21 protein-coding genes are annotated in these 23,147 nt (G+C 45.3%); 12 read left to right on the top strand and 9 right to left on the bottom strand.

What is annotated here, in order from left to right; genetic code table 11:
* Positions 1–40: 40 nt before the first annotated feature.
* Complete coding sequence (locus H8K33_RS01490; protein WP_186889208.1) at positions 41–664, bottom strand: hypothetical protein; 624 nt, start codon at positions 662–664, stop codon at positions 41–43.
* Positions 665–951: 287 nt separating this feature from the next.
* Between H8K33_RS01490 and H8K33_RS01485 the strand changes: the two genes are divergently transcribed.
* The 7 genes from H8K33_RS01485 (at position 952) to H8K33_RS19715 (ending at position 7,841) form a co-directional block, all read left to right on the top strand.
* Positions 952–1,545, top strand: a complete 594-nt coding sequence (locus H8K33_RS01485; RefSeq protein WP_186889207.1) for a DUF6882 domain-containing protein — start codon at positions 952–954, stop codon at positions 1,543–1,545.
* Between the two features lie 91 nt (positions 1,546–1,636).
* Complete coding sequence (locus H8K33_RS01480) at positions 1,637–2,215, top strand: SAM-dependent methyltransferase (RefSeq protein ID WP_186889206.1); 579 nt, start codon at positions 1,637–1,639, stop codon at positions 2,213–2,215.
* Between the two features lie 129 nt (positions 2,216–2,344).
* A complete protein-coding gene (locus tag H8K33_RS01475) occupies positions 2,345–3,439 on the top strand; it encodes a type 1 glutamine amidotransferase domain-containing protein (protein WP_186889205.1) in 1,095 nt (364 codons plus the stop codon).
* Positions 3,440–3,955: 516 nt separating this feature from the next.
* Entirely contained in the window at positions 3,956–4,513 is a 558-nt protein-coding gene (locus tag H8K33_RS01470) for a GbsR/MarR family transcriptional regulator (RefSeq protein ID WP_246443226.1), read from the top strand.
* Positions 4,514–4,549: 36 nt separating this feature from the next.
* Positions 4,550–5,920 carry a cytochrome ubiquinol oxidase subunit I gene (locus H8K33_RS01465; RefSeq protein WP_186889203.1) on the top strand — a complete coding sequence of 457 codons (1,371 nt, stop codon included), beginning with the start codon at positions 4,550–4,552 and terminating at the stop codon, positions 5,918–5,920.
* Between the two features lie 3 nt (positions 5,921–5,923).
* Positions 5,924–6,958, top strand: coding sequence for a cytochrome d ubiquinol oxidase subunit II (locus tag H8K33_RS01460; protein ID WP_186889202.1), 1,035 nt, complete (start codon positions 5,924–5,926; stop codon positions 6,956–6,958).
* Positions 6,959–7,580: 622 nt separating this feature from the next.
* Complete coding sequence (locus H8K33_RS19715) at positions 7,581–7,841, top strand: hypothetical protein (RefSeq protein WP_222613243.1); 261 nt, start codon at positions 7,581–7,583, stop codon at positions 7,839–7,841.
* A 136-nt stretch (positions 7,842–7,977) separates the two neighbouring features.
* Here the strand turns inward: H8K33_RS19715 and H8K33_RS19810 are convergent, their stop codons facing one another.
* Together H8K33_RS19810 and hrpA are read right to left on the bottom strand one after the other, a co-directional pair.
* Positions 7,978–8,706 (bottom strand): TRADD-N-associated membrane domain-containing protein, encoded by a 729-nt coding sequence (locus H8K33_RS19810; RefSeq protein WP_246443223.1) that lies wholly within the window; start codon positions 8,704–8,706, stop codon positions 7,978–7,980.
* Between the two features lie 97 nt (positions 8,707–8,803).
* Entirely contained in the window at positions 8,804–12,919 is a 4,116-nt protein-coding gene (gene hrpA / locus H8K33_RS01445; RefSeq protein ID WP_186889200.1) for an ATP-dependent RNA helicase HrpA, read from the bottom strand.
* A gap of 24 nt (positions 12,920–12,943) precedes the next feature.
* Here hrpA and argA point away from each other — a divergent pair, with 24 nt between their 5' ends.
* Together argA and H8K33_RS01435 are read left to right on the top strand one after the other, a co-directional pair.
* A complete protein-coding gene (argA, locus tag H8K33_RS01440) occupies positions 12,944–14,254 on the top strand; it encodes an amino-acid N-acetyltransferase (RefSeq protein ID WP_186889199.1) in 1,311 nt (436 codons plus the stop codon).
* Positions 14,255–14,352: 98 nt separating this feature from the next.
* A complete protein-coding gene (locus tag H8K33_RS01435; RefSeq protein ID WP_186889198.1) occupies positions 14,353–14,625 on the top strand; it encodes an oxidative damage protection protein in 273 nt (90 codons plus the stop codon).
* Between the two features lie 146 nt (positions 14,626–14,771).
* Here the strand turns inward: H8K33_RS01435 and aceB are convergent, their stop codons facing one another.
* Positions 14,772–16,358 (bottom strand): malate synthase A, encoded by a 1,587-nt coding sequence (aceB, locus tag H8K33_RS01430; RefSeq protein WP_186889197.1) that lies wholly within the window; start codon positions 16,356–16,358, stop codon positions 14,772–14,774.
* Between the two features lie 452 nt (positions 16,359–16,810).
* On the opposite strand from aceB, the gene H8K33_RS01425 reads away from it, so the two are divergent.
* The gene (locus tag H8K33_RS01425) at positions 16,811–17,719 is read left to right on the top strand and encodes a LysR family transcriptional regulator (RefSeq protein ID WP_186889196.1); all 909 of its coding nucleotides are present in this window, start codon (positions 16,811–16,813) and stop codon (positions 17,717–17,719) included.
* Positions 17,720–17,808: 89 nt separating this feature from the next.
* On the opposite strand, the gene H8K33_RS01420 is transcribed toward H8K33_RS01425, so the two are convergent.
* Together H8K33_RS01420 and H8K33_RS01415 are read right to left on the bottom strand one after the other, a co-directional pair.
* Entirely contained in the window at positions 17,809–19,518 is a 1,710-nt protein-coding gene (locus H8K33_RS01420) for a methyl-accepting chemotaxis protein (RefSeq protein ID WP_186889195.1), read from the bottom strand.
* Positions 19,519–19,763: 245 nt separating this feature from the next.
* Positions 19,764–19,967, bottom strand: coding sequence for a cold-shock protein (locus H8K33_RS01415; protein ID WP_186889194.1), 204 nt, complete (start codon positions 19,965–19,967; stop codon positions 19,764–19,766).
* Between the two features lie 316 nt (positions 19,968–20,283).
* Between H8K33_RS01415 and H8K33_RS01410 the strand changes: the two genes are divergently transcribed.
* Together H8K33_RS01410 and H8K33_RS01405 are read left to right on the top strand one after the other, a co-directional pair.
* Complete coding sequence (locus H8K33_RS01410) at positions 20,284–20,727, top strand: hypothetical protein (RefSeq protein WP_246443220.1); 444 nt, start codon at positions 20,284–20,286, stop codon at positions 20,725–20,727.
* The gene (locus H8K33_RS01405; RefSeq protein ID WP_246443219.1) at positions 20,724–21,734 is read left to right on the top strand and encodes a CapA family protein; all 1,011 of its coding nucleotides are present in this window, start codon (positions 20,724–20,726) and stop codon (positions 21,732–21,734) included. The genes H8K33_RS01410 and H8K33_RS01405 overlap by 4 nt, the downstream gene beginning before the upstream one ends.
* 72 nt (positions 21,735–21,806) lie before the next feature.
* Here the strand turns inward: H8K33_RS01405 and H8K33_RS01400 are convergent, their stop codons facing one another.
* Genes H8K33_RS01400 through H8K33_RS01390 form a run of 3 tightly spaced genes read right to left on the bottom strand, consistent with a single transcriptional unit; the run spans position 21,807 to position 23,105 of the window.
* On the bottom strand, positions 21,807–22,118 hold the full coding sequence (locus H8K33_RS01400; RefSeq protein WP_186889193.1) for a 2Fe-2S iron-sulfur cluster-binding protein: 312 nt from the start codon (positions 22,116–22,118) through the stop codon (positions 21,807–21,809).
* 23 nt (positions 22,119–22,141) lie between these two features.
* Entirely contained in the window at positions 22,142–22,438 is a 297-nt protein-coding gene (locus tag H8K33_RS01395; protein WP_186889192.1) for an SCP2 sterol-binding domain-containing protein, read from the bottom strand.
* 13 nt (positions 22,439–22,451) lie between these two features.
* Positions 22,452–23,105, bottom strand: coding sequence for a class I SAM-dependent methyltransferase (locus H8K33_RS01390; protein ID WP_186889191.1), 654 nt, complete (start codon positions 23,103–23,105; stop codon positions 22,452–22,454).
* Positions 23,106–23,147: the final 42 nt, after the last annotated feature.

The raw sequence follows: 23,147 nt of genomic DNA, 5'->3' as shown, positions 1-23,147 counted from the left end.
AATATTGCAATATTTAATCCGTGCATTATTTATTAGTACATTATTTATTCTCTGATGCATCCTTAACTGGTGCGTCTTCAGGTGACGCAGAATTTTTTATCAAGTCCTCGGCCTTTTTGGTTTTCCATTTCGAATAGAAATACGCACCACCTGCCACCGCACCAGTCACCGTTGCCGCTGCACCAATGACTGGTGCGGCAGCGACAACAATTGGCGGACCAATAATCGCGGCACCTGCGGCAACGCCAGCAGCAATCCCTAATCCCATAGAAACGGTTTCAGTTTTCTCTTTAATCTCGGTATGATTTTCTTCTAACTTATCATCCAGTTTTTTCACGCCATCGATGACGTGTGCGCTAACCACTTTAGCACCTTGAGCGGCGCTATCGGCAATTTGCATGCCCTTCTCTTTCACTTGCTCTACCAGCGCTTGGGTCGTTTCATGTTCGATCACATTGGTCAACGATTGCTGCACAGACTTACCAGCGGCCAATGCCATTGAAGTAGTTGCAGCAGCGGTTCTGTTTAGTGCGTCCTTATTGACATTCTGCGTCACCACATTGCTAAGGTCTTGCGCTCTATGCTGCACATGAAGCAAACCACGACCAGCACTATTCGCCGATTGCACTGCCAATTGACTAAGCTTTTCAATACGATCTTTCATACGAGATTCCTAACAAAAGAAAATACATAAATTCTAATCGCCGAATTGTAACCACAGAAATCATATCAGCAACGGGAAAATTAAATGCCTAGTACCGTATAACAGAATCAATCAGCATATGTATTAACCTCATGTAATCGCGCAAATGCTTGTAAATTCAGGTAATGAAATCGCTCAATTTCATCACATGAATACAAAAAACCGTGCTGTTATAATGTGCAGAATTTCCACTCAATCGCTTATCAACGCATAAGTTTTTGATTTTACTAGGTTTTTTGTTAGCAATCATGAGCAAAATCATCGCATTTTTTCGCAATTTCCTGCACCGCCCCAAGCAAAAAGAAGTCTCAGCCAACGCAGCTTCATTCATTTCCTCGGCGCATGAAGAGATGCTGCATCAACACCTACAGCATGCGTCGAACTGGCAATATGGCAAAGAAAAAGGCTGGTCTGCGGATTTAGAAGCGGGCGTGATTGTGTTTCAATTTGCTGGTGAGCGCACTGGCACCAGTCATTTCCAGACCATAGGCATCTATGACGAAACCGATGGACGCTTTGTATGGGCTTGGTCACAGCGCTCACTTCCATCTCGACTTCGTGCTCACGCGACGATGGCAAAGCACTGGGGACAAGCGCAACGGCATGCCTCTTTTATCGCAAGCAGTGTCCAATGCAGTATGGATCAAGCTTGGGAATTTGCAGCGGTAACAAGAAAATTAGCAGGTGCGCATAGTGTGTATCGCGGTCGAATTGGAAATCGCTATATTTTCATGACAACCGAAGAGATTCATATCAACGACCTTACGGCGCCATCATTACCATCAGAAGTAAGGACAAAAAAACCAGATTGGACCAAAACTCGTCAACGCAATTCTTGGTAATACGCAAAAACCAAGTCGAGCTTTTCCAAGCTTATTCAATGTAAAAACTTGTTTAAGAACTTCAATTCTTTAGACGATCAATAAGTCAACTATGCTCATCATCACAATCAAACAAGGTAAAGAAAAAAGTCTGCTCGAAGGCGATCCTTGGATTTATCTCTCTGCCATCGAACGCGTCGATGGTAAGTTTCATGAAAAAATGAAATTTGGCGCGACTTGCTTAGTGCGTTCATCCAAAGGTGAATTTTTAGCACGCGCAGGCTGGAGTCCAAAATCACAGATCCGCGCGCGGGTCTGGTCTTTTGACGAATCAGAAGCAGTCGATCATGCAATGTTCAAACGCCGAATTCAAACAGCGCTAGCAAAACGCTTACCGCTCAATGCCAAGCCTGGCAAGCCTCAGCGCCTGATCAATGCAGAAGAAGATCAACTTCCGGGTCTGATTGTTGAATACCATGCGATTCAACATGGCTTTCTGGCATGTCAATTTCAAGCTGCAGGCGTAGATGCATGGAAAGTTGCCATCGTCAAAACCTTGATCGCCGAAACTGGCTGTAGCAATGTTTACGAACACACCGATTATCTGGTGCGCAAAGGTGAAGGCCTTTCAGGTGGTGCTGGCGTATTAGCAGGTGACGAGCCTCCTGCTGATTTATCCGATATCACTTAATCTTCGCTAGCGATCACATGCATGTGCTATATCCCTGATCGCTTTTTGATAAATCCGTCATTTTTCACCTTTTTTTCACCTGCTATGTTCTACATTGTTGAATGATATTTTCTCAACAAAGGAAGAATGATGTGGAAAAAAATTCTCTTAGGATTAGGCGCACTAATTGGCGCCTTAATTCTTTCAGGCCTTGCAGCAACGGCATGGTTCATCAGCTTATTAGATCCAGAAATTGACATCGGCAAACTCAAAGCAAGCCGCCCTCACGATGTCGCTTACATCCACAATGCCAATACCCCGCCGCGCGGCAAGATTCTTGCCGTCGTGACCAGCACAGCGCAGATGGGCGAGAAAAAGAAAAAAACGGGTTACGAATTAAGCGAACTTGCACGCGCCTATTATGTGTTTCAAGCTAACGGTTTTGAGGTCGATATCGCCAGCCCACTAGGAGGCAAAGCACCTGCCGTTTTAGATGATGACGACATGGCTGAATTTGATTACGCATTCTTAAATGACGACAAAGCCACCAAGAAAACCACGCAGACAATTCCCCTTTCAGAAGTCAATGCTGATCACTATCAGGCCATTTATTTTGTTGGCGGTAAAGGGGCGATGTTTGACTTTCCAAATAATCCAGACATTCAAAAATTAGTGATGGATTTTCATCAGAAAAACAAAACCATCATCGCTGTTTGCCACGGTCCTGCCGCACTCACCCAGGTCAAACTCCCTGATGGTTCCGCCTTCATTCAGCAAAAACGCATCAGCGCGTTCACCAATCAAGAAGAATTGTTTCTCATCCCGAAAGCAAAAGAGCTATTCCCATTTTTGTTAGAAGATGAGCTCAGAAAACAAGGCGCCATCGTCGAAATTGGTCCGCGCTATTTGCAACAAATCAGCCACCACGACAATCTCATCACAGGTCAAAATCCTTGGTCAGTTTGGAAAATGGCAGAAGCAAGTATTCAACAACTTGGTTTTCAACCCATTCCACGCAAGAAAACTAGCGAGGAAATTTCGGTTGATATTCTTGTCCATTATGAAAAGCACGGCTATGAAGAAACCAAAATTTATCTACAAGAATTTTCCGGTACCACAATCAAACGCGATCTAATCGCAATGCATGCCCTCGTGGCGGCGATGTCTTATCAGCCTGCGAAAGTGATCGACCTGCTGGGTTTATTGAGAGCTGCAAAAGCACTGGCTGGGGATCAGGCTAGTTAAAAAATCACAAGTCGATAGTCGTATATTTTATTTTTGATGCTACAGATTCGCACTTTTTGCATTTAGCACCTACCCTTCATGGCTTAAGGATCTACACAAGTCAGAGCGCTACTAAAAGTCCCCTCCCTTTCAAGGGGAGGGCTAGGGTGGGGATGGGTGACAGTGACGCAATCAGCAGCATCTATCGCACGACGAAAACCCATCCCCATCCCAACCTTCCCCTTGAAGGGGAAGGAGTATTTCATCGTTATCAGACTTGTACAGCTAGCTACTTCTTGAAGAGGAAGGCTGGAATGAGGAATAGCTCAAAACCAAGCGCCAACAAATCCTGCACCAATTTCCCTCTAATCCACTCAGCCATCAAACTAAGAACTCACTTCCTTCAAGCAACAAATCTTTTCCGCTAGTAGCCATCTCCAAAATCACGCACAAAAAACAAGAAAAAAATAATCGTGCTATATTTCCTGAAAATACTGGAAATTCAAATAATACTGTAAATACCAACAAGGAAAAATGATGGCTATCAATTCAACAAAAGAAAAATTCATCTCCCATTTTGGTGAAATGGGCAGCCGCTGGGGCATTAATCGCACCGTCGGGCAAATTTATGCCCTCATCTTTCTTAGTGAAAAACCACTATGTGCCGACGAGATTGCCGAGCAATTGACTTTTTCCCGCTCCAACGTCGGCATGAGCTTAAAAGAATTGCAAGCCTGGCGCCTGGTCAAGCTAGTTCACATCCCAGGCGAACGCCGAGAATTTTTTGAAGCCCCCAAAGACGTATGGGAAATCTTCCGCAACTTAGTGGAAGAACGCCGCCGCCGTGAAGTCGAACCTACACTTTCCATGTTACGCGAAGCCTTACTCAAAAACGATGCGACAGAAGATGAACAATACGCATTAGGTCGCATTCAACAAATGCACGACTTGATAGAACTCACCAGCGCATGGTTTGACGACGTCGAAAAACTCTCACCAGAAACTTTGCAAACCCTCATGAAAATGGGTTCTAAGGTGGTCAAGCTGATCGAATTTACCGATCGTCTTCGCTTCGACGGCAAATCCAAAAACTAGCCACCACCAAGCAAAACCACGCATAGAGAATTCATCATGTCAGCAGAACTCGCAAGCAGCTTCGACCCCATGTTATTGGCACGCATACAGTTTGCCGCCAATATCAGCTTTCACATTCTTTTTCCCAGCATCAGCATTGCACTCGGCTGGGTACTCGTCTTTTTCAAATGGCGCTATAACCGCACTCAGGCAGAACAATGGCAACGCGCCTACTATTTCTGGGTGAAAGTATTCGCCCTGAGTTTCGCGTTGGGCGTGGTCAGCGGTATCACCATGAGCTTTCAATTCGGCACCAACTGGCCGGGCTTTATGGAAAAAGTCGGGAATATCGCCGGCCCACTTCTCGCTTATGAAATCTTGACTGCTTTTTTCTTAGAGGCGACTTTTCTCGGCATTATGCTATTCGGGCAAAAACGTGTCGGGAATCGCCTGCACACCATCGCCACTATGCTCGTCGCAGGCGGCACGACGCTGTCCGTGTTTTGGATCATCGCCTTAAATTCTTGGATGCACACGCCAGTCGGATTTGAAATGATTAACGGCCAGGCACACGCGACGAACTGGCTACAAATTATTTTCAACCCGTCTATGCCATATCGCTTTACCCACATGATGCTGGCCTCCGGTTTGACGGTGGCATTTTTGATTGCTGGCATCAGCAGTTATCGCTATTTGCGCGGTGCTCGTAGCGACGATGTGAAGATCGGCATCAAAACGGGCGTTAGTCTTGCTGCGATCTTGATTCCTCTACAAATTCTGGTCGGTGATTTGCATGGTCTCAATACCCTAAAACATCAACCTGCAAAAATCGCAGCGATGGAAGGGATTTGGGAAACGCAAAAAGGCGCACCCGCCATTTTATTTGCGATTCCAGATCAAAAAGAACGCGTCAATAAAGCTGAAGTTGCGATACCCAATCTAGCCTCGCTCTACCTGACCCACGATGCCAATGGCGAAATCAAAGGACTCAATGATTTTGTCGGCAAGCATCCACCCGTTGCACCTGTTTTCTTTGCCTTTCGCATCATGGTGGGCGTAGGTCTTTTGATGCTGGCGATCTCTTGGCTAGCCTCGTGGTATATGTGGCGAGCGCCTGCCATGCCGACTTTTGTTTCACGTGCATTAGTCGCGATGAGTTTTTCTGGTTGGGTCGCCTTGCTGGCGGGTTGGTACACCACAGAAATTGGTCGCCAGCCTTACTTGGTACAAGGCGTACTCACTATCGCCGAAGCTGCTGCCAAAGTACCTGTTCCTATGTTGGCCAGTTCCTTAATCATGTATTTAACGCTGTACGTGTTTCTGATTATTTCCTATATCTCGGTGGTGTTTTATTTAGCCCGCAAAGCGGATAGTTCAGCAAGCGCTACTATATCTTCAACCAAAGCATCAATCACATCAGAAGGATAAATCATGATCACTCCACTCCATCCCGATTTATCTCAACCCGCAGGTTGGTTACCGCTAGCCTTTCTGATCGTCATGGGCTTAGCGATGTTGGCCTATGTGATTTTAGATGGCTATGATCTCGGCGTCGGTATTCTGATGCGCCATGCAGAAGACACAGAAAAAGACATGATGATCGCTTCCATAGGTCCATTTTGGGACGCGAATGAAACTTGGCTGGTACTAAGTGTCGGCATCTTATTAGTTGCCTTCCCCACCGCACATGGACAAATACTAGGCGCACTGTATTTACCCGTCGCAATCATGCTACTGGGTTTGATTTTGCGCGGAGTCGCATTTGACTTCAGGGTAAAAGCACAAGCACAGAATAAACCAGCTTGGAATTTCGCCTTCCATCTTGGCTCCATACTTGCCGCCTTTTCACAAGGCTTCATGCTCGGCATGTTGGTGATAGGATTTCAAACGAGCATTTGGAGCTATGCGTTCGCTGCCTTAATTGGCTTGTGCTTAATGGCTGCATACTGCCTTTTAGGAGCAACATGGCTACTGATGAAGTCAGAGGGACAACTGCAAATCAAAGCAGCAACCTGGGCAAGACGCAGTTTATGGGTGGCGGGCGTTGGCATTGCCACCATCTCCATCGTCACGCCATTTGCCAGTCCAAGCATTGCGGAAAAGTGGTTTAGCTTTCCTAACTTTATATTGCTATTTCCCATCCCGCTCATCACCGCGATTTTATTTTGGTGGATAGATAGGATATTAAAACGCCTACCTGCACAATTAGCGCAAGGCAACCAGCGCTGGATTTGGACACCATTCGCCAGTACTGTGGGGATATTTTTCTTGGCATTTCACGGCTTGGCGTACAGCTTATTCCCCTACCTCATCATCGACAAAATCACGATCTGGCAAGCTGCGAGTGCGCCTGAATCTTTGATGATTATTTTTGTGGGAGCTTGTGTAGTTTTGCCTGTCATCATTGGGTACACGGTGATGGCATATCGGATATTTTGGGGTAAGGCTACTTTGCTGGAGTATTAAAAGCTCCCTTCTCCCGCGAGCGGGAGAAGGGTTGGGGATGAGGGGCTTGGATGACTGTAAGAATAATTTGTTTGGATTTGTATTCTGTAGTTTTGAATTCTCGCACTGAAATTACGGATGTGCTTTCTTGAAGTTTACTGGTCGGGGGTAGCCCGACGGCTACTTACTTTTCTTTGCTTCGCCAAAGAAAAAGTAAGCAAAAGAAAGGCGACCGTAGACTCGCCCCTGCGGGGTGCTTACGCTACGCTTCAGCATAATTTGTGCATCACAAAAAATGGGAAAGTGTTGAAACTGTTCTGAGGAATGTTCGCTTGCAAGCGAACACCGTTCCGCAGGCGAGGCGCATGCGCCTCGAATCCCCTGCTACACCTCAGACAACAACACTTTCTTATCCATTTTCTGTGAAGCACAAATTACATCGTCTCAAACGGTGGTAGGTCAAAAACAACGACCATCAACGGCGATTGGAAAAATAAAAGTCCATTGATACTGTTGAGGCATTCAGCTTAGTCTTGTCCCACGTATCGTCATTTCCGCGAAGGCGGGAATCCAGCGGCGTAACAGCCTAACGTCACTGGATCCCTGCCTGCGCAGGGATGACGTCTCTATTTTTTGAGTTTAATTGATCGCCATTGCGGTTGATACTGATTGTTTTGATCTTGCAGTTGCTTTTGACGTTGCCGTTGTTTTTGACCTTCACCCACTTCTGACACTGCCAATTGTGCAGGACAGAAAATGGATAAAGAAAGCCTTGTTGTCTGAGCGAAGCGAGTTTCAAGGCTTTCCCATTTTTTGTCCCGCACAATTGGGAAGCCGAAGGCCAGTGGCAGCGTGGTCGCCTTTCTTTGCTTACTTTCTTTGGCGAAGCAAAGAAAGTGAGTAGCTGTCGGTCTACCACCGATCTGTAAACGATGAGATTGTTTACAAGCGAAAATTTGAATAAAAATAGGTGACTTGTTTGCGAATAATTAGCTATTCCCGCATGGGCAAAAAAGCTTGCCCACCCTACGGGACTATCGCTAAAGACGTCGCGAAGATAAAAATTCAATCATTTTTTGAGTCATTGCTGATTTTTCTTTTACGTCATCCGTGGCTTCAACCAATTTAAATGCCAATAACACGTTTTGAACATCAAGCAAACTATCATGATATTGCTTTAGTTGAAGGACAGTTTTACTATAAAGCACGAACACTGATCCGCCTATAAAACTCACAACTACACCAGCACCTGATGAAATATATGCGATATCTTTCAAATCTCTAAAATAGAAACCTAACCCTAGTCCTACAAATATTAAAACAAATCCAAGAAAAATAATGTATCCAGACAACTTAAAACTTTGCTGCGAATGTTGCTTTACCAACGAATAGTACTCACTAAGATTCTCCACATTTATTTTTACTAGTCGATCAAAGTAAGGTTCATCTTTTACGTCGAGAAACCCGAAATAGAGTCTTTTCAATGATTCAAGTTTTTCAAGGTCTGACAAAATTTTATTCGGTTCGGTACCTAACGCAGCCAAAAGAAATAAAAATCCGATAATCCAAATTGGGGCTTCTATCCAAAGAGGGAGTTGATAACCGCCAAAATATTTGAATATAAGTGAAATGAACATGCCAAGGCTAATTACATAAAATAAACTTCTGTGCCTAGACAACCGTCTAAAGTCACTTTTCGTATCAACAATTTTTGACTCGAGGCTTGCCAATTGGTCGGTTGCTGAAACAGCTTCATGTTCATTACTCATTTACAGTCCTCGAAAAAATTATTCTCACAAATAACAAACCCAGCAAACACGATAGACCAATTAATAAGAAATTCAAAGTAGAATAACTTCCTTACTCCTACCGCAACAAACTCTCCCAAACCTTCTGCAAACGCTTAACAGACACCGGCATGGGCGTCTTCAATTCCTGCGCAAACAAAGACACCCGTAACTCCTCTAACAACCAACGAAACTCTATCAATTTAGGATCTGCATCCATACCCGATCGACGCGGTGTACGCTGCCAAGGCTGCGCTACACTATTCCACTCGGCGAGCAACTTTGCATCGCGCGCAGGATCGGCACGTAGTTTGTCCATACGTACTGTGATCGCTTTGAGGTAGCGTGGGTAATGCGCCAACTGAGCGAAATCGACTTCGGCGATGAAGCGTTTTGTGACCAGATTTTGCATTTGTTGCTGCATGTCGGCTGCCGCTTGCGCGTGGGCTTTGAGGCCTTGTAGCTTCTTCGGCAGGCTGTAGTATTCGGCCAAAATCAAGCCTGCTAAACGGGCGATTTCGTTGGCTAATAAATTCAGTCTTGCCTTGCCTTCATCGCGGCGTTTGTTGAATTCGCCAGAATTCTTCGGTAAGGGCGATTGCATGAAGGCGCGATCTAAGGCGGTGGTGACAATTTGTTCGCGTAGTTCTTCTTGTGAACCTAGCGACATAAATTGCATACCCATTTGCTGTAAGCCCGGGATGTTCTTTTCTAAGAACTTGACTTGTTCTTTCATCTGCAAGGCGAACAAGCGACGTAAGCCTGAGTGATGAACGCGCGCTGCTTCATCGGGGTCGTCGAAAACTTCGATGTGGCAGTGGCTTTGTTTATCGACTAGGGCTGGGTAACCGATTAAGGTTTGTTTGCCTTGCTGGACTTCTAGTAGTTCTGGTAGTTCGTCGAAGGTCCATGCGTTTATGTTTTCTTGTTGGATTGTTGGGGTTACGGATTTTGTTACGGTTGCGGATTGTGCCGAGCTTAACGACGCTGGGTTCCCGCTTTCGCGGGAATGACGGTTAATTGTGGATTCGGTTGCTGCAGATTTAGAGCTATCTAGCAGAGCTAATTTGTCGGCACTTGCAATCTTTTGAAAACTCTCGCGGGCTTGGGAGCCAAACTCGGCGCGCAAGGTCGCGAGGTTGCGTCCCATTTCTAATTGGCGTCCGTGTTCATCGACGATTTTAAAATTCATGGTCAGATGTGCAGGTAGCTGTTCAAATTTGAAATCAGTGCTCAGGCATTGCAAGCCTTTTTGCTCGCGTATGTCGGCGATCAAAGCTTCTAAGAAATTGCCTTTACCAAAGTCATTGCGTTCACAAAATCCCGCTGCGTAGTCAGGTAATGGCACGCAATGACGGCGGATTTTTTGTGGTAGCGATTTAATCAATAGCTGCACTTTTTCTTTAAGCATGCCTGGCACTAACCATTCGCAACGATCACTGGAAACCTGATTGAGTGAGAATAAAGGTATCCAGAGTGTAACGCCATCGCGCGGGCTACCTGGTTCGAAGTGATACGAGAGCTGCAAACCCACGCCTGAGACTTGCATAGTCTTAGGAAACACATCGGTGGTAATACCTGCCGCTTCGTGGCGCATTAACTCGTCTTTGTTTAAGTAGAGTAATTTAGGATTACCCTTAGTCGCTTCTTTATGCCATTGTTCAAATAAGACGGCGTTGTAGACATTGGCTGGTAAATGTTTGTCGTAGAAAGCAGCGATCAAATGATCATCAACCAGCACGTCTTGGCGACGTGATTTGTGTTCGATGTTTTCAATCTCGCGTATCAGTTTTTGATTGAAAGCGAGGAACGGCGCACGGGTGTCGAAGTCGCCTTCGACCAACGCGTCACGAATGAAAATTTCGCGTGCTTCTTTCGGGTGCGTTAAACCGTACTGTATGCGCCTTTGGCTGTACACGACGAGGCCATACAAAGTCGCGCGCTCAAAGCCTGAGACTTGTCCCGTGCGTTTTTCCCAACGGGGTTCGCCGTAGGATTTTTTAAGTAAATGTCCGCCGACTTTTTCTAACCACTCTGGCTGTATCTGCGCGAGACAACGTCCATATAAACGCGTGGTATCAACCAACTCAGCAGCCGTAATCCACTTACCAGCTTTCTTCGCCAAATAAGAGCCAGGCCAGATATAAAATTTGATGCCGCGTGCGCCTAAGTAATGTGAGTCTTCTTCCGATTTAAATCCGATATTGCCTAACAAACCCGTCAATAAGGCGAGGTGTAATTGCTCATACGTTGCTGGCGCTTCATTGATACGCCAGCCCTGCTCTTTGACGATGGTCAGCAATTGCGAATGCACTTCACGCCATTCGCGCAGGCGCATTTGACTTAAAAAATTAGTGCGGCAATTATCTTGTAATTGGCGATTGGTTTTCTTATGTTCGATCGCGTCTTCAAACCATTTCCAGATTTTGAGATAAGACGTGAATTCGGATTTTTCATCGGCGAATTTTTTGTGCGCCAAATCGGCAGCGGTCTGCGCATCCATCGGTCGATCACGCGGATCTTGTACCGACAATGCAGCGGCGATAATCAAAACTTCACTCAGAGCCTGATTATCACGTGCGGCTAAAATCATACGGCCGACGCGGGGATCTAACGGTAACTTTGCAAGTTCTTTACCGACTGCGGTCAATTGATTGCTATCGTCCATCGCGCCCAACTCTTGCAAGAGTTGATAGCCATCGGCAATTGCACGACCTGGTGGTGGTTCGATAAAAGGAAAACTCTCTACATCGGTCAGGCGCAAAGATTTCATCCGCAAAATAACGGCAGCTAAGGATGAACGCAGGATTTCGGGTTCGGTAAAAGCCGTACGTTGTTTAAATTCTTGTTCATCGTAGAGACGAATACACACACCAGCCGCGACACGACCGCAACGACCGGCGCGCTGATTCGCGGCAGATTGGGCGATGGCTTCGACTTGTAATTGCTCGACCTTATTACGATAGCTATAACGCTTGACGCGTGCCAAACCAGCATCGACCACGTAGCGTATGCCGGGCACGGTCAGGGACGTTTCTGCGACATTGGTCGCTAAGACGATACGACGCGCGTTCGAAATTTTGAAAACACGTTCTTGCTCTTGCGCCGATAAACGTGCGAACAAAGGCAAAATTTCTACATGCGGTGGATGATGCTTGCGCAGTGCTTCTGCGGCATCGCGAATTTCACGCTCACCTGGCAAAAACACCAACACATCGCCAGATCCCAAACGACATAATTCATCGACGGCATCCGTGATCGCGACCATCAGATCACGTTCTTTGTCTTTTTCATCCGCTTGAATTGGGCGATAGCGCACCTCTACCGGATACAAACGACCCGACACTTCAATCACCGGTGCGGCTTTACCATTCTCACCAAAGTGATTGGCGAAGCGTTGGGCGTCAATCGTCGCGGAGGTAATGATGACTTTGAGGTCACGACGCTTAGGCAGAATCTGCTTGAGATAGCCGAGCAAGAAATCAATATTCAAACTACGCTCATGCGCTTCGTCGATGATGATGGTGTCGTATTGACGTAAAAGCGGATCGGTCTGCGTTTCTGCCAGCAAAATACCGTCGGTCATCAGCTTGACTGACGCGCCTTTGGTCAAGGTATCGGTAAAGCGCACTTTAAAGCCGACGTGTTCACCCAAAGGCGAATTCAATTCTTGTGCAATTCGCTTGGCTGTAGAAGACGCTGCAATACGACGTGGCTGCGTGTGGCCGATCAAGCCTTTTTGGCCGCGCCCAAGTTCCAGGCAAATTTTAGGTAATTGCGTGGTCTTACCGGAACCGGTTTCACCGCAGACGATGATGACCTGATTTTTCTGCAGTGCTTCGGCGATTTCATCGCGTCTGCCTGAGACCGGTAATTCTTCAGGATAAGTAATGATGGGCGGTGGATTACGGAAAGGTAACGCTGGCTCAGGTCGGGCTTCTGGCTTTTTCGACTGCGTGGGCTGTGTTTGCGGCTTAATCACTGCCGTCTTAACCGCCGAAGTAGATCTATTTCCCGACTGACTAGCATTTTCAGTACGACTCTGCGGCTTCGCAGGCGCACCTAGCTTTTCCTTTTTCGGGAAATTAGCGGGTTTTGTTGGTTGTTGGCCTGCCTGACGCAGCTTATCGCGCAATTGACGTAGGTCTGAAGCGACTTTTTCCGGAGAATTTGTATTTGTTTTGTTAGATGACATAGTACCTGCGATTATAATTCGTCCATGGAAAATTCTGTTCAATTCGTTCACTGGCTGCGCTCAGTCGCGCCCTATATTCATGCCTTCCGTGGAAAGACCTTCGTGGTCGCCTTTCCGGGGGAACTCGTGGTGGCTGGCGCCCTGCCCGTTTTGGCGCAGGATTTATCGCTATTGCACGCGCTCGGGATCAAAATTGTGATCGTGCATGGCTCACGTCCACAGGTTGCTGAGCAATTAGCGCTGCGTAATGTCGAAGGCCGTTTTCATAATGGCATACGCATCACTGATACGGCTGCGCTCGAGTGCTCGAAAGAAGCTGCGGGTGAATTGCGCCTAGATATTGAAGCTGCCTTCAGTCAAGGTTTGCCAAATACGCCTATGGCACATTCTGCCATTCGTATTATCTCTGGCAATTTTGTAACCGCCAAGCCTATCGGTATTGTAGATGGTGTCGATCTGCAGTTAACTGGAACGACCCGTAAAGTCGCGTACGATACCATTGATCGTATTTTAGATGCTGGTAGCTTAGTTTTATTGTCACCGCTAGGATTTTCACCGACGGGTGAAGCATTCAATTTAACCATGGAAGATGTTGCGGTATCTGCTGCGACCGCATTGCGCGCAGATAAGTTAATTTTTATCTCCGAGACGCCGATGATGGTTGACCAAGATGGTGATGAAATTCGCGAGCTTTCTTACAGGCAGGCTGAATTTGAACTGGAGCAAAAATACCTACCATCCGATTCTGCGTTCTATCTGGAACATGCAGTAAAAGCCTCGCGCGGTGGCGTCCCCCGTATCCATATTGTGCCTTACAAAATTGATGGTTCAGCTTTATTAGAACTATTTACGCATGATGGCGTGGGCACGATGATTTCCACTGAAAATCTCGAGAGCTTACGCGAAGCAACGATTGAAGATGTGGGCGGCATTATTAAGTTAATCGAACCACTGGAAGCCGATGGCACTTTGGTTAAACGTGGCCGTGAATTAATCGAACGAGAGATCAACTATTTCTCGGTGATTGAGCATGATGGCGTGATCTTCGGTTGTGCGGCACTTTATCCTTTCCCTTTCGACAAAATGGGAGAAATGGCGTGCTTGACAGTGAATCCAGATGTGCAGAGCCAAGGCGATGGCGAGAGAATTCTCAAGCATATGGAAAAACGTGCGCGACGTGCTGGCTTTCATTCATTGTTTGTATTAACAACTCGCACCGCGCACTGGTTTCTAAAGCGTGGCTTCGTGCAAGCCAGCGTTGATGATCTGCCAAAAGATCGGCAAAAAATGTATAACTGGCAGCGCAAATCCTTGGTCTTGATCAAGCAGCTTTGATACTCACTTACACTTGAATTGAGATTCAAACGTATAATCGCGATTCGTAAGTATCAGCTATCACCTCAGAATTTTGAATTATTGAAGGAGTACCAATTATGGCCCGCATGGTCCACTGCATTAAATTAGATAAAGAAGCTGAAGGTTTGGACTTTCCAACCTATCCAGGCGAACTAGGAAAGAAAATTTACGAAAGCGTGTCCAAAGAAGCTTGGGCAGCTTGGTTAAAACATCAAACCATGTTGGTGAATGAAAACCGCTTAAATCTAGCGGACACGCGTGCCCGCAAGTATTTGGCAACACAAATGGAAAAACATTTCTTCGGTGATGGTGCCGATGCCGCACAAGGGTATGTGCCACCAAGTGAATAAGCATCAATACGCATCTAAATAAAAAGCGAGCCTTCTGAGCTCGCTTTTTAATTGCACAATAATCAATGTCTGGTTGATCTTGCCATTTATTAGCACCGAGCTAAATTCTGATCGATTTAGCTGGTGCAGTCTCCTCAAATCACCGCTTAAATTTCTTCGTACAAAGGCAAGGTCAAAAACTCGGCAAACTCAGCAGAGGTCGACATCTGTTCGAAAATTTGCGCTGCTCTGTCATAAGTTGCACCATCACCGACAGACAGCTTCACTTTGACCAATTCCTCCGCAATCATCTCGCGCACCATTTCTGCAGTGATCTTACGACCATCTTCCAGCACACCTTTTGTGGACCGAATCCACTGCCATACTTGGGAGCGACTGATTTCGGCAGTCGCCGCATCTTCCATCAAATTATGAATCGGCACACAACCGTTACCTGCTAACCATGCGCCAAGATAATGTATGCCGACATTGATGTTGTAGCGTAGACCCGCTTCGGTAATCGGAGTTTCTGGTTGGAAGTTCATTAAATCCTGTGCACGGACAACAACGTCAGGGCGCTTCTTCGCAATTTGATTCGGTGCATCACCCAACACTTTCTTAAACTCCGCCATCGCCAGATCAACCAATCCTGGATGCGCGACCCAACCACCATCATAACCATCGGTCGCGTCACGTGCTTTGTCATTCCGCACACCCGCCATCGCGATTTCATTTTTCTCAGGATCATTTTTGATCGGGATTAAGGCTGCCATGCCACCAATTGCAGGCGCATTACGCTGATGGCAGGTCTTCAACAACAGTAAGGCATAAGAACGCATGAATGGTGCGGTCATCGTCACTTTCGCGCGATCTGCCAAACAGAAATTCTGATCATTTTTAAACTTCTTAATGCATGAAAAAATATAGTCCCAACGGCCGGCATTCAAGCCAGAACTATGCTCACGTAACTCATACAAAATCTCATCCATCTCAAACGCAGCGACGATGGTTTCAATCAGGACTGTCGCCTTAATCGTACCTTGTGGCAAACCGAGTTCATTCTGTGTCATGACAAAAATATCGTTCCACAAACGCGCTTCCAAATGTGATTCCATTTTAGGCAAATAGAAGAAAGGTCCAGCGCCACGGGCAATTTGCTCTTTCGCGTTATGAAACATAAATAAAGCAAAATCAAAGATCCCTCCAGATACGCGCTTACCATCGACCAAGACATGTTTTTCATCCAAGTGCCAACCACGTGGACGCACAACCAAAGTTGCGATCTTTTCATTCAATTGATAGCTTTTGCCATTTTGTTCGAGACTAATCGTACGACGCACCGCATCACGTAAATTGATCTGTCCTGTTATTTGATTATCCCAATTTGGGGTATTAGAATCTTCAAAGTCAGTCATATAACTATCAGCGCCTGAATTAAGCGCATTGATAATCATCTTGCGTTCAACTGGCCCCGTGATCTCTACCCGACGACATTCCAATGCTTTTGGAATCGGCGCAATCGTCCATGCAGCATTTCGAATATGTGCAGTTTCTGTTAGAAAATCAGGTCGCTCGCCAGCATCCATCCGCGCAGCGCGTGCCACTCTCAATGCGAGCAATTCTTGTCGATGGACTTCGAATTGACGACTTAGTTTCGCGACCAGATTTAAGGCATCTATCGTCAATATATGCTCAAATCCTGGCTTAATTTCCCCAGTAATTTGCATGCCTGCGGGTAATGTTAGTTGTGTCATCGCTGCCTCATTCAAAAAATTTTAAAGAAATGGTAAAAATACGGTTCAATCATTGCAGTGCACAATTTATTCCTCAATAGCGATTTCCAGCAGTAGAAATGCATGATTCAATCAAATATGAAGAATTTATTTATGAAAATCAAAAATTTGTGCCAAATTTAGATGCAAATGAATAGGTAAATCAAAGTATATTCAACATCTATGTGTACATAATGCCTCGTTTTATCACAGTATTTTTAACTTTTAATCACAAATAAACCAATATCAACTATTTATTGTTATTATTAGTTAAAAGACTAGGTATATTTTGCACAGAATAGCGCTGTAAAAATGCACTAATTGCGACTAGCAATAGATGTGCAATCAATTCATATGCAGCACAAAATATCGACAGAATATCGAATAATTTAGTCAATTTCTCAGAGTGAAATTGCATTTGGCGGAGACTTGATATGGACCAATTCAAACAAATTTCGACTTTTGCCGAAGTTGCCACTCGTGGTAGCTTATCTGCAGCGGCTCGCGCCGAAGGTGTGGCACCCGCGATGATAGGTCGACGCCTCGATGCTTTAGAAGAAAGACTCGACGTTAAACTTTTGCAACGCACGACTCGTAAAATTGCATTAACAATTGAAGGCGCTGCGTTCTTAGAGGATTGCCAGCGCATTCTTGCCGAGTTAGAAGAAGCAGAAACCTCCGTTTCTGAACGCAGTGCAAAAGCCAGTGGTCAATTAACGATCTCTGCGCCAGCAGGGTTTGGACGTCAACATGTTGCGCCACTAATTCCCAACTTCTTGGCCGAACACAAAGAAGTGAAACTCACTTTAAACTTAAATGATCGCGTGGTTGATTTGATTGGTGAAGGTGTTGACGTCGCAATTCGTATTGCAACACTAACGGACTCTAATCTCATCGGCGTGAAACTCGCCGATAATAAACGTGTCGTCGTCGCATCGCCCGATTACATTAAGCGCCACGGTCGCCCGCAAACTTTAGACGATTTACATCACCATAATTGCCTCACATTCAGTAGTGATGGCAGCCAACGCGGCTGGACTTTTAAAGAAAACGGAAAAAATGTTCTCCGCAAAGTTGAAGGCAATATGGTTTGCAATGACGGTGCTGTATTACATGACTGGGCGCTATCCGGCAAAGGATTGGCGTGGCGCTCTATGTGGGAAGTGGGTAGTGAAATTGAGACTGGCAAATTAATCACAGTGCTTGATGAATACAATGCACCGGGCAACGACATCTATGCAATTTTTGCGCAACGTCGTCATTTGCCGCTAAGAATACGCGCATTCGTTGATTTTTTGAGAGCGTCTTACAGCAAACCAAATTACTGGCAACATAAAATCTGAGTTCAGGACTAGTCTGCATTTGAGTATAAAAAAAGGCGATTAAATCGACTAATCGCCTTTTTTACCTGTGCAAGTAAGCAAGTTCTTACTTAGAATTCTTCCCAATCTTGATCCGAGCTTTCTTGCTTGTTACTTCTGGCTGATGATGCGGAGCTCTGATGAGATAATGACTTCACAGCGGCCTTTTTCACGACAGGCTTAGCAGCTGCTGGCTTCGCTGTTTTTGCTTCTGCCACAAATTGCTGGTTTCTATCGTTATCATTGAGCTTAAAGATACTGACAGCCTGGTTCAGATTATTTGCCTGCTCTTGCATACTACCAGCAGCAGCAGCAGCCTCCTCCACCAAAGCAGCATTTTGCTGAACTGCTTCGTCCATTTTTGAGATCGCGATATTTACTTGCGCAATACCATCGCTTTGCTCAGCACTAGCGGCTGTAATCTCCGCCATAATATCTGCCACGCCTTTAATCGAAACAACAATTTCATCCATCGTATGACCGGCATCATCAACTAAACGAGAACCGGTATCTACCTTACTGACAGAGTCATTGATTAACTCTTTGATTTCCTTCGCAGCACTTGCAGAACGTTGTGCCAAACTACGAACCTCGGACGCAACTACCGCAAAACCCCGCCCTTGCTCACCCGCACGTGCAGCTTCAACAGCCGCGTTCAATGCAAGAATATTGGTTTGAAATGCAATGCCATCAATCACACCAATAATATCGACAATTTTCTTAGAACTATCTTTAATGGAGTTCATCGTATGCACAACATCGCCAACAACCTGACCACCTTTGCTCGCAACGCCTGATGCTTTCAAGGCTAAGGTATTTGCTTGGCGAGCATTGTCAGCATTTTGCTGGACTGTCGACGTTAACTCTTCCATCGATGATGCGGTTTCTTCCAGACTAGCAGCCTGATTTTCAGTTCTGGCAGACAGATCCATATTGCCCGTTGCAATTTCTCCTGAAGATACTGCAATTGATGAACTACCTTGTCGTACCACAGTCACTGTTTGGACCAAGTTCTGGCGCATGTTTTCTAAGCCACTTAACAACTGCCCCATCTCGTCATTCGATTTCGCTTTAATTTGCGTCGACAAATCACCATTACCAATCGCTTCAAACTGCGTCAATACAAACTGTAAGGGATGAGAAATAGCAGCCAGCAAAAAGTATGCAGATACTGCAACCGCAATTAAACCAGCCAACACACCAACAATATCAACCCACATAAACACTTTAAATGCTTGCTGACTTTCCTTAAGCTGTGCCTCAGCTAATGCAAATTGCATAGACTCCAGCTTAATGATCTTTTGCGAGTATTGCTCATATAACTTACCCATTGCACCAGCATTAATTTTGTCAGCTTCCTCAACATTCCCAGCCTTAGTCGCGGCTAAAGTAGGCATAAATCCTTCTTTTAAGAACTTATCTAAAAGCTCTTTCGCCTCGGCAACGATAGGCTTCTCCGCTTCAGACATCGGCAATTTAAGATACTTGTTCCAATCCTCGGCCGCATCCACCAAATAGCCATCGATTCGTTTAAGTGTCTCAGCGTGATTTGGCATCTCTGGATGCGCAATAGCACGATCAAGCAATACGCGCGCGCGTAAGTAAGTGACCCTTGAATCCGACAAACTTTGCATCGATGGCATTTGATTTGCAAACAATTCACTAATAATTGAATTGCTATTTTTGACGCCCCAAATCCCCATCAAACCGCCGATGGTTAACATAATTCCCATCACCGCCATCGTGGCAATCAATCTGAACCTAATCGTTACATTAAACATACGCTTGTCTCCAAATTATTGTATGTGAGAGGAAGAATGGATTTTCTCTTATTAGAATAACGCAGTTGCCGAAAATCAATATTGATTTAGCATAAGGCCAGTATAGATAGCTTTCGGTCAATCCGAAAGGGATATTGCTTAAATTCAATGAAAATATGGGGGAAAAACCGAGGAAAGCAACAAAAAAAAACCCGACCTTACGGTCGGGCTTTTTACGACTTTAACAAGCCAAGCAAATTATCTTATTAGATAGCTTGAATGTTTGATGCTTGTTTGCCTTTAGGGCCTGTAGTCACGTCGAAAGAAACGCGTTGGTTTTCTTTCAAAGACTTGAAGCCTGCTGATACGATTGCTGAGAAATGTGCGAACAAATCTTCGCCGCCTTCGTCAGGAGTAATGAAGCCAAAACCTTTAGAATCATTAAACCATTTTACAATACCTGTTGCCATTACAATTTCCTATTTCAGTTAATGTGGGCACTTGCCCGATAAATCGTTTCAACCAAGCAAGAAATGACAGACTGATACTGCACTACTACCTAGAATCTCAACGATAGCCACGATTATACGCATAATTTCTGAGGAAAGACAATTTTAAATTGAAAGCAGGAAATTTCGTGGTGTTTTAAGCCTTTTTGCCTATTTCTTAGTGAAGAATTCAAATTTTCTTCAAAACACGCTCTCATTTTCACGGTCCACATCTTGGCGCTAGTTTTTTTACCTCCTCAACACTACACTAGCGACTTCGTACACTTCACTGATCAACATGCAGACTCTTCAGAAACCTTGGAACAAGGTAACTAATATTATTCCATTCTTGGTGTTACTTTTCAGTTTGACCTTCAACAGCGGTATCGCAAACGCAAATGAGACACCGCTACTACGCTGCAAAGTGAGCTACGCTGGAACCACACATACAATTAATACCGAGTTCATTAAAGATCCCTATCTAGCGCCTATGCACGACATTGGTGGTCGTTTCAGTTTCAAAGCCGTAATGGTAGGCGCGAATAAAAAAATTGCGTACATCAAACTCTATGCCTACTTGCAAGGTCGCGAACTCGACTTTCCCATTCATCAAGCTACCTATCTAAAACCTATTCAAGTAAGCAAAAGTATGAAAGCCCTAACGCCATTCAATCACTTATATGCAGGCGAAGTTGAACGGGAATTGCAGTATCAATGTTTCTTAGGATGGAATCACAAATGAAGAACGTCCTAAAAAGTATGATCAGCATTGTGCTTTGCTGCTTCCTCACTACCGCCTTCGCACAATTACAAAAAACCGCAGCACCGCAATCTAAACAAGTCAGCATCTTATTTGTTGGCGACATGGTTTTAGACGATTTGCCAGGTAAAGCAATCGAACGCGGACAAGACCCGTTCGCTGCATTCGAAAAAATACTGAGTAGTGCCGATATCCGAATTGGCAACTTAGAGTGCGTTATTGCCACCACTGGCAAAGCGACGGAGAAAAATTTCACCTTCCGCGCGCACCCACGCGTCATTCCTTTACTGAAAAAACATTTCGATGCAATCTCACTGGCGAACAATCATTCTGGTGATTACGGCCCCGAAGCCTTTAGCGAAATGTTGACACTACTCAAAGAACAAAAGATGGCGCACTTTGGTGGCGGCAATAATCTCAGTGAAGCACATCGCCCACATATCATCGAAAAGAATGGATTGCGCATCGCCCTACTTGGTTACGATGAATTCATGCCACGCAGTTTTGAAGCCAACATCAATAAAGCAGGTGTCGCCTGGAGTGAAGATGAGCAAGTCGTTGCCGACATTAAAATCGCACGTCAACACTATAAAGCAGATATCGTGATTCCTTTCATGCATTGGGGCTGGGAAAACGAAATGATAGCCAACCAACGTCAGCGCAAGCTAGCACGCATCATGATTGACGCCGGTGCTGATGCAGTGATCGGCGGTCATCCACATGTGATCCAAGATACCGAGACTTACAAAGGCAAACCTATCATTTACAGTATCGGCAATTTCATGATGGATGCTTTGGATAATGAAGCGCAAACCTTAGGCTGGGCAGTGCGACTGCATGTTGATCAAGATGGTGTCAAAGCTTGGGATACCCGTATCGCGAAAATTAATCCCGAAGGAATTCCTAGCCCACTGTCGGATACTGATAGCGCTTGTTGGAATAAGCAGACGGGGCTGAAGGCTTCATGTAAAAACACACAAGGGCAATAAGCAAAAAAACCGATAGGCTTTTCAAGGCTATCGGTTTTCTTTTTTTGAGCTATAGATTCATGCCTTATAGATTCATACCTGACTCGAGACCCAATCAAGCAATACAAGGTCACTCAAAGGCTTAGCAACGCAAGGCAAAATATAGCCTTCTATCTTCTCATCAAAACTTAAGCCCGGCCATTCGATCTGATACGCAATTTGACCGCTTTGCAAGCGACAAAGACAAGTACGACAAGTCCCATTCCTACAAGAATTAGCCAACATCAAGCCTTGCTTTAAAGCCGCATCCAGCACGCTTTCTTCAGCGGCACACAAAAACGCTTTATCGTATTGTGGCAAGCGTATTGTGAATGACTGAATTTCTTGTATCGGTTGAATTTGCATACTCACTGTATGTCGCGAAGGTTTCAAACAACTTTTTGCAAACGCATTGCGATACTCATATCGCCTGCGACTTTGAGCTTGCCACTCATAAATCCATTCACAGGATTTAACTCACCTGCTAGTAAAGCGACTAAATCAGCTAGCGATAAACTGACGGTGCAATCGGCATCTTGATTCTGATTATCCACCACATGCGGATTTGCCACCGCATCAACGAATATCACACCATCATCACCGCAATCAAATTTGAGGCGTGCATGCAAACTACTATCTTGACCTAATTTGTGTCGAATCTTTTCTGTACAGATTTGCAGCGTCATTTCTCAACTATCCTTATTTCAATACACAGGTCAACATCCAGAAAAATTCATTACGACTGACACGAATATCGCGTGCAATCGTCGCAAATTTCTTTTTCAAATAACTATCTGTCGGGAAGTTTTTAATTACCTCGACGCGAGTACCATCCGGCAATTCACGGATTTGATAGGTATTACCATCGCTATCGGTGCGAGCCGTTGGTCGTGTAAAGTCCTCGATGACATTGTCGTCAATCAAGACAACCAAGCCACCAGAGCCTATCGCTTTTCGAATATTTTTAAAGGCAGAGTCGTATTCATCACGTCGGACATGCGACCACATTCCAGCCGCAAAACAGGCGTTAAATTTGCGGTCGGCTGGCAACTGTAGATCATGCCAATCGGCGATCGCGAACTGCACTTTATCTTCTGGATAATCATGATCTTGTGCCAGATCCAGCATCACTTCATTGATATCCGTCGCCAATACGGATTTGGCTGATTCGGCAATATGTTGCGTCCAAAAACCAGAACCGCAACCAAGTTCCAAGACATCACGATCAGCCAACGCTTCCGCAATATGCTCAGCAGCAGCATACGCATCTTCTTCTAAATCGGGTTCTTGATATTTCTCATCAAAGCTCTCAGCGCATTGCGCATAATAATCGGCTAGTGCTTCACGCTTCATTTCATTCTTTCGGGGTAAAAATTATTCAAAACTGTTTGTAAC

This window comes from Affinundibacterium amnicola (assembly GCF_014284275.1).
In the GTDB taxonomy this organism is placed as follows: domain Bacteria; phylum Pseudomonadota; class Gammaproteobacteria; order Burkholderiales; family Burkholderiaceae_D; genus Undibacterium; species Undibacterium amnicola.
This window is presented reverse-complemented; position numbering and strand designations above follow the sequence as displayed.

What these genes read in the sequence shown, in the direction of transcription:
- H8K33_RS01485 (WP_186889207.1), top strand. Translation starts at nt 952, where the DNA reads ATGAGCAAAATCATCGCATTTTTTCGCAATTTCCTGCACCGCCCCAAG.
- H8K33_RS01475 (WP_186889205.1), top strand. Translation starts at nt 2,345, where the DNA reads ATGTGGAAAAAAATTCTCTTAGGATTAGGCGCACTAATTGGCGCCTTA.
- H8K33_RS01405 (WP_246443219.1), top strand. Translation starts at nt 20,724, where the DNA reads ATGAAGAACGTCCTAAAAAGTATGATCAGCATTGTGCTTTGCTGCTTC.
- H8K33_RS01465 (WP_186889203.1), top strand. Translation starts at nt 4,550, where the DNA reads ATGTCAGCAGAACTCGCAAGCAGCTTCGACCCCATGTTATTGGCACGC.
- H8K33_RS01470 (WP_246443226.1), top strand. Translation starts at nt 3,956, where the DNA reads ATGGCTATCAATTCAACAAAAGAAAAATTCATCTCCCATTTTGGTGAA.
- H8K33_RS01415 (WP_186889194.1), bottom strand. Translation starts at nt 19,967, where the DNA reads ATGGCAACAGGTATTGTAAAATGGTTTAATGATTCTAAAGGTTTTGGC.
- H8K33_RS01400 (WP_186889193.1), bottom strand. Translation starts at nt 22,118, where the DNA reads ATGCAAATTCAACCGATACAAGAAATTCAGTCATTCACAATACGCTTG.
- H8K33_RS01410 (WP_246443220.1), top strand. Translation starts at nt 20,284, where the DNA reads ATGCAGACTCTTCAGAAACCTTGGAACAAGGTAACTAATATTATTCCA.
- hrpA (WP_186889200.1), bottom strand. Translation starts at nt 12,919, where the DNA reads ATGTCATCTAACAAAACAAATACAAATTCTCCGGAAAAAGTCGCTTCA.
- H8K33_RS01480 (WP_186889206.1), top strand. Translation starts at nt 1,637, where the DNA reads ATGCTCATCATCACAATCAAACAAGGTAAAGAAAAAAGTCTGCTCGAA.
- H8K33_RS01435 (WP_186889198.1), top strand. Translation starts at nt 14,353, where the DNA reads ATGGCCCGCATGGTCCACTGCATTAAATTAGATAAAGAAGCTGAAGGT.
- H8K33_RS01490 (WP_186889208.1), bottom strand. Translation starts at nt 664, where the DNA reads ATGAAAGATCGTATTGAAAAGCTTAGTCAATTGGCAGTGCAATCGGCG.
- H8K33_RS01420 (WP_186889195.1), bottom strand. Translation starts at nt 19,518, where the DNA reads ATGTTTAATGTAACGATTAGGTTCAGATTGATTGCCACGATGGCGGTG.
- H8K33_RS19810 (WP_246443223.1), bottom strand. Translation starts at nt 8,706, where the DNA reads ATGAGTAATGAACATGAAGCTGTTTCAGCAACCGACCAATTGGCAAGC.
- aceB (WP_186889197.1), bottom strand. Translation starts at nt 16,358, where the DNA reads ATGACACAACTAACATTACCCGCAGGCATGCAAATTACTGGGGAAATT.
- H8K33_RS01395 (WP_186889192.1), bottom strand. Translation starts at nt 22,438, where the DNA reads ATGACGCTGCAAATCTGTACAGAAAAGATTCGACACAAATTAGGTCAA.
- H8K33_RS01390 (WP_186889191.1), bottom strand. Translation starts at nt 23,105, where the DNA reads ATGAAGCGTGAAGCACTAGCCGATTATTATGCGCAATGCGCTGAGAGC.
- argA (WP_186889199.1), top strand. Translation starts at nt 12,944, where the DNA reads ATGGAAAATTCTGTTCAATTCGTTCACTGGCTGCGCTCAGTCGCGCCC.
- H8K33_RS01425 (WP_186889196.1), top strand. Translation starts at nt 16,811, where the DNA reads ATGGACCAATTCAAACAAATTTCGACTTTTGCCGAAGTTGCCACTCGT.
- H8K33_RS01460 (WP_186889202.1), top strand. Translation starts at nt 5,924, where the DNA reads ATGATCACTCCACTCCATCCCGATTTATCTCAACCCGCAGGTTGGTTA.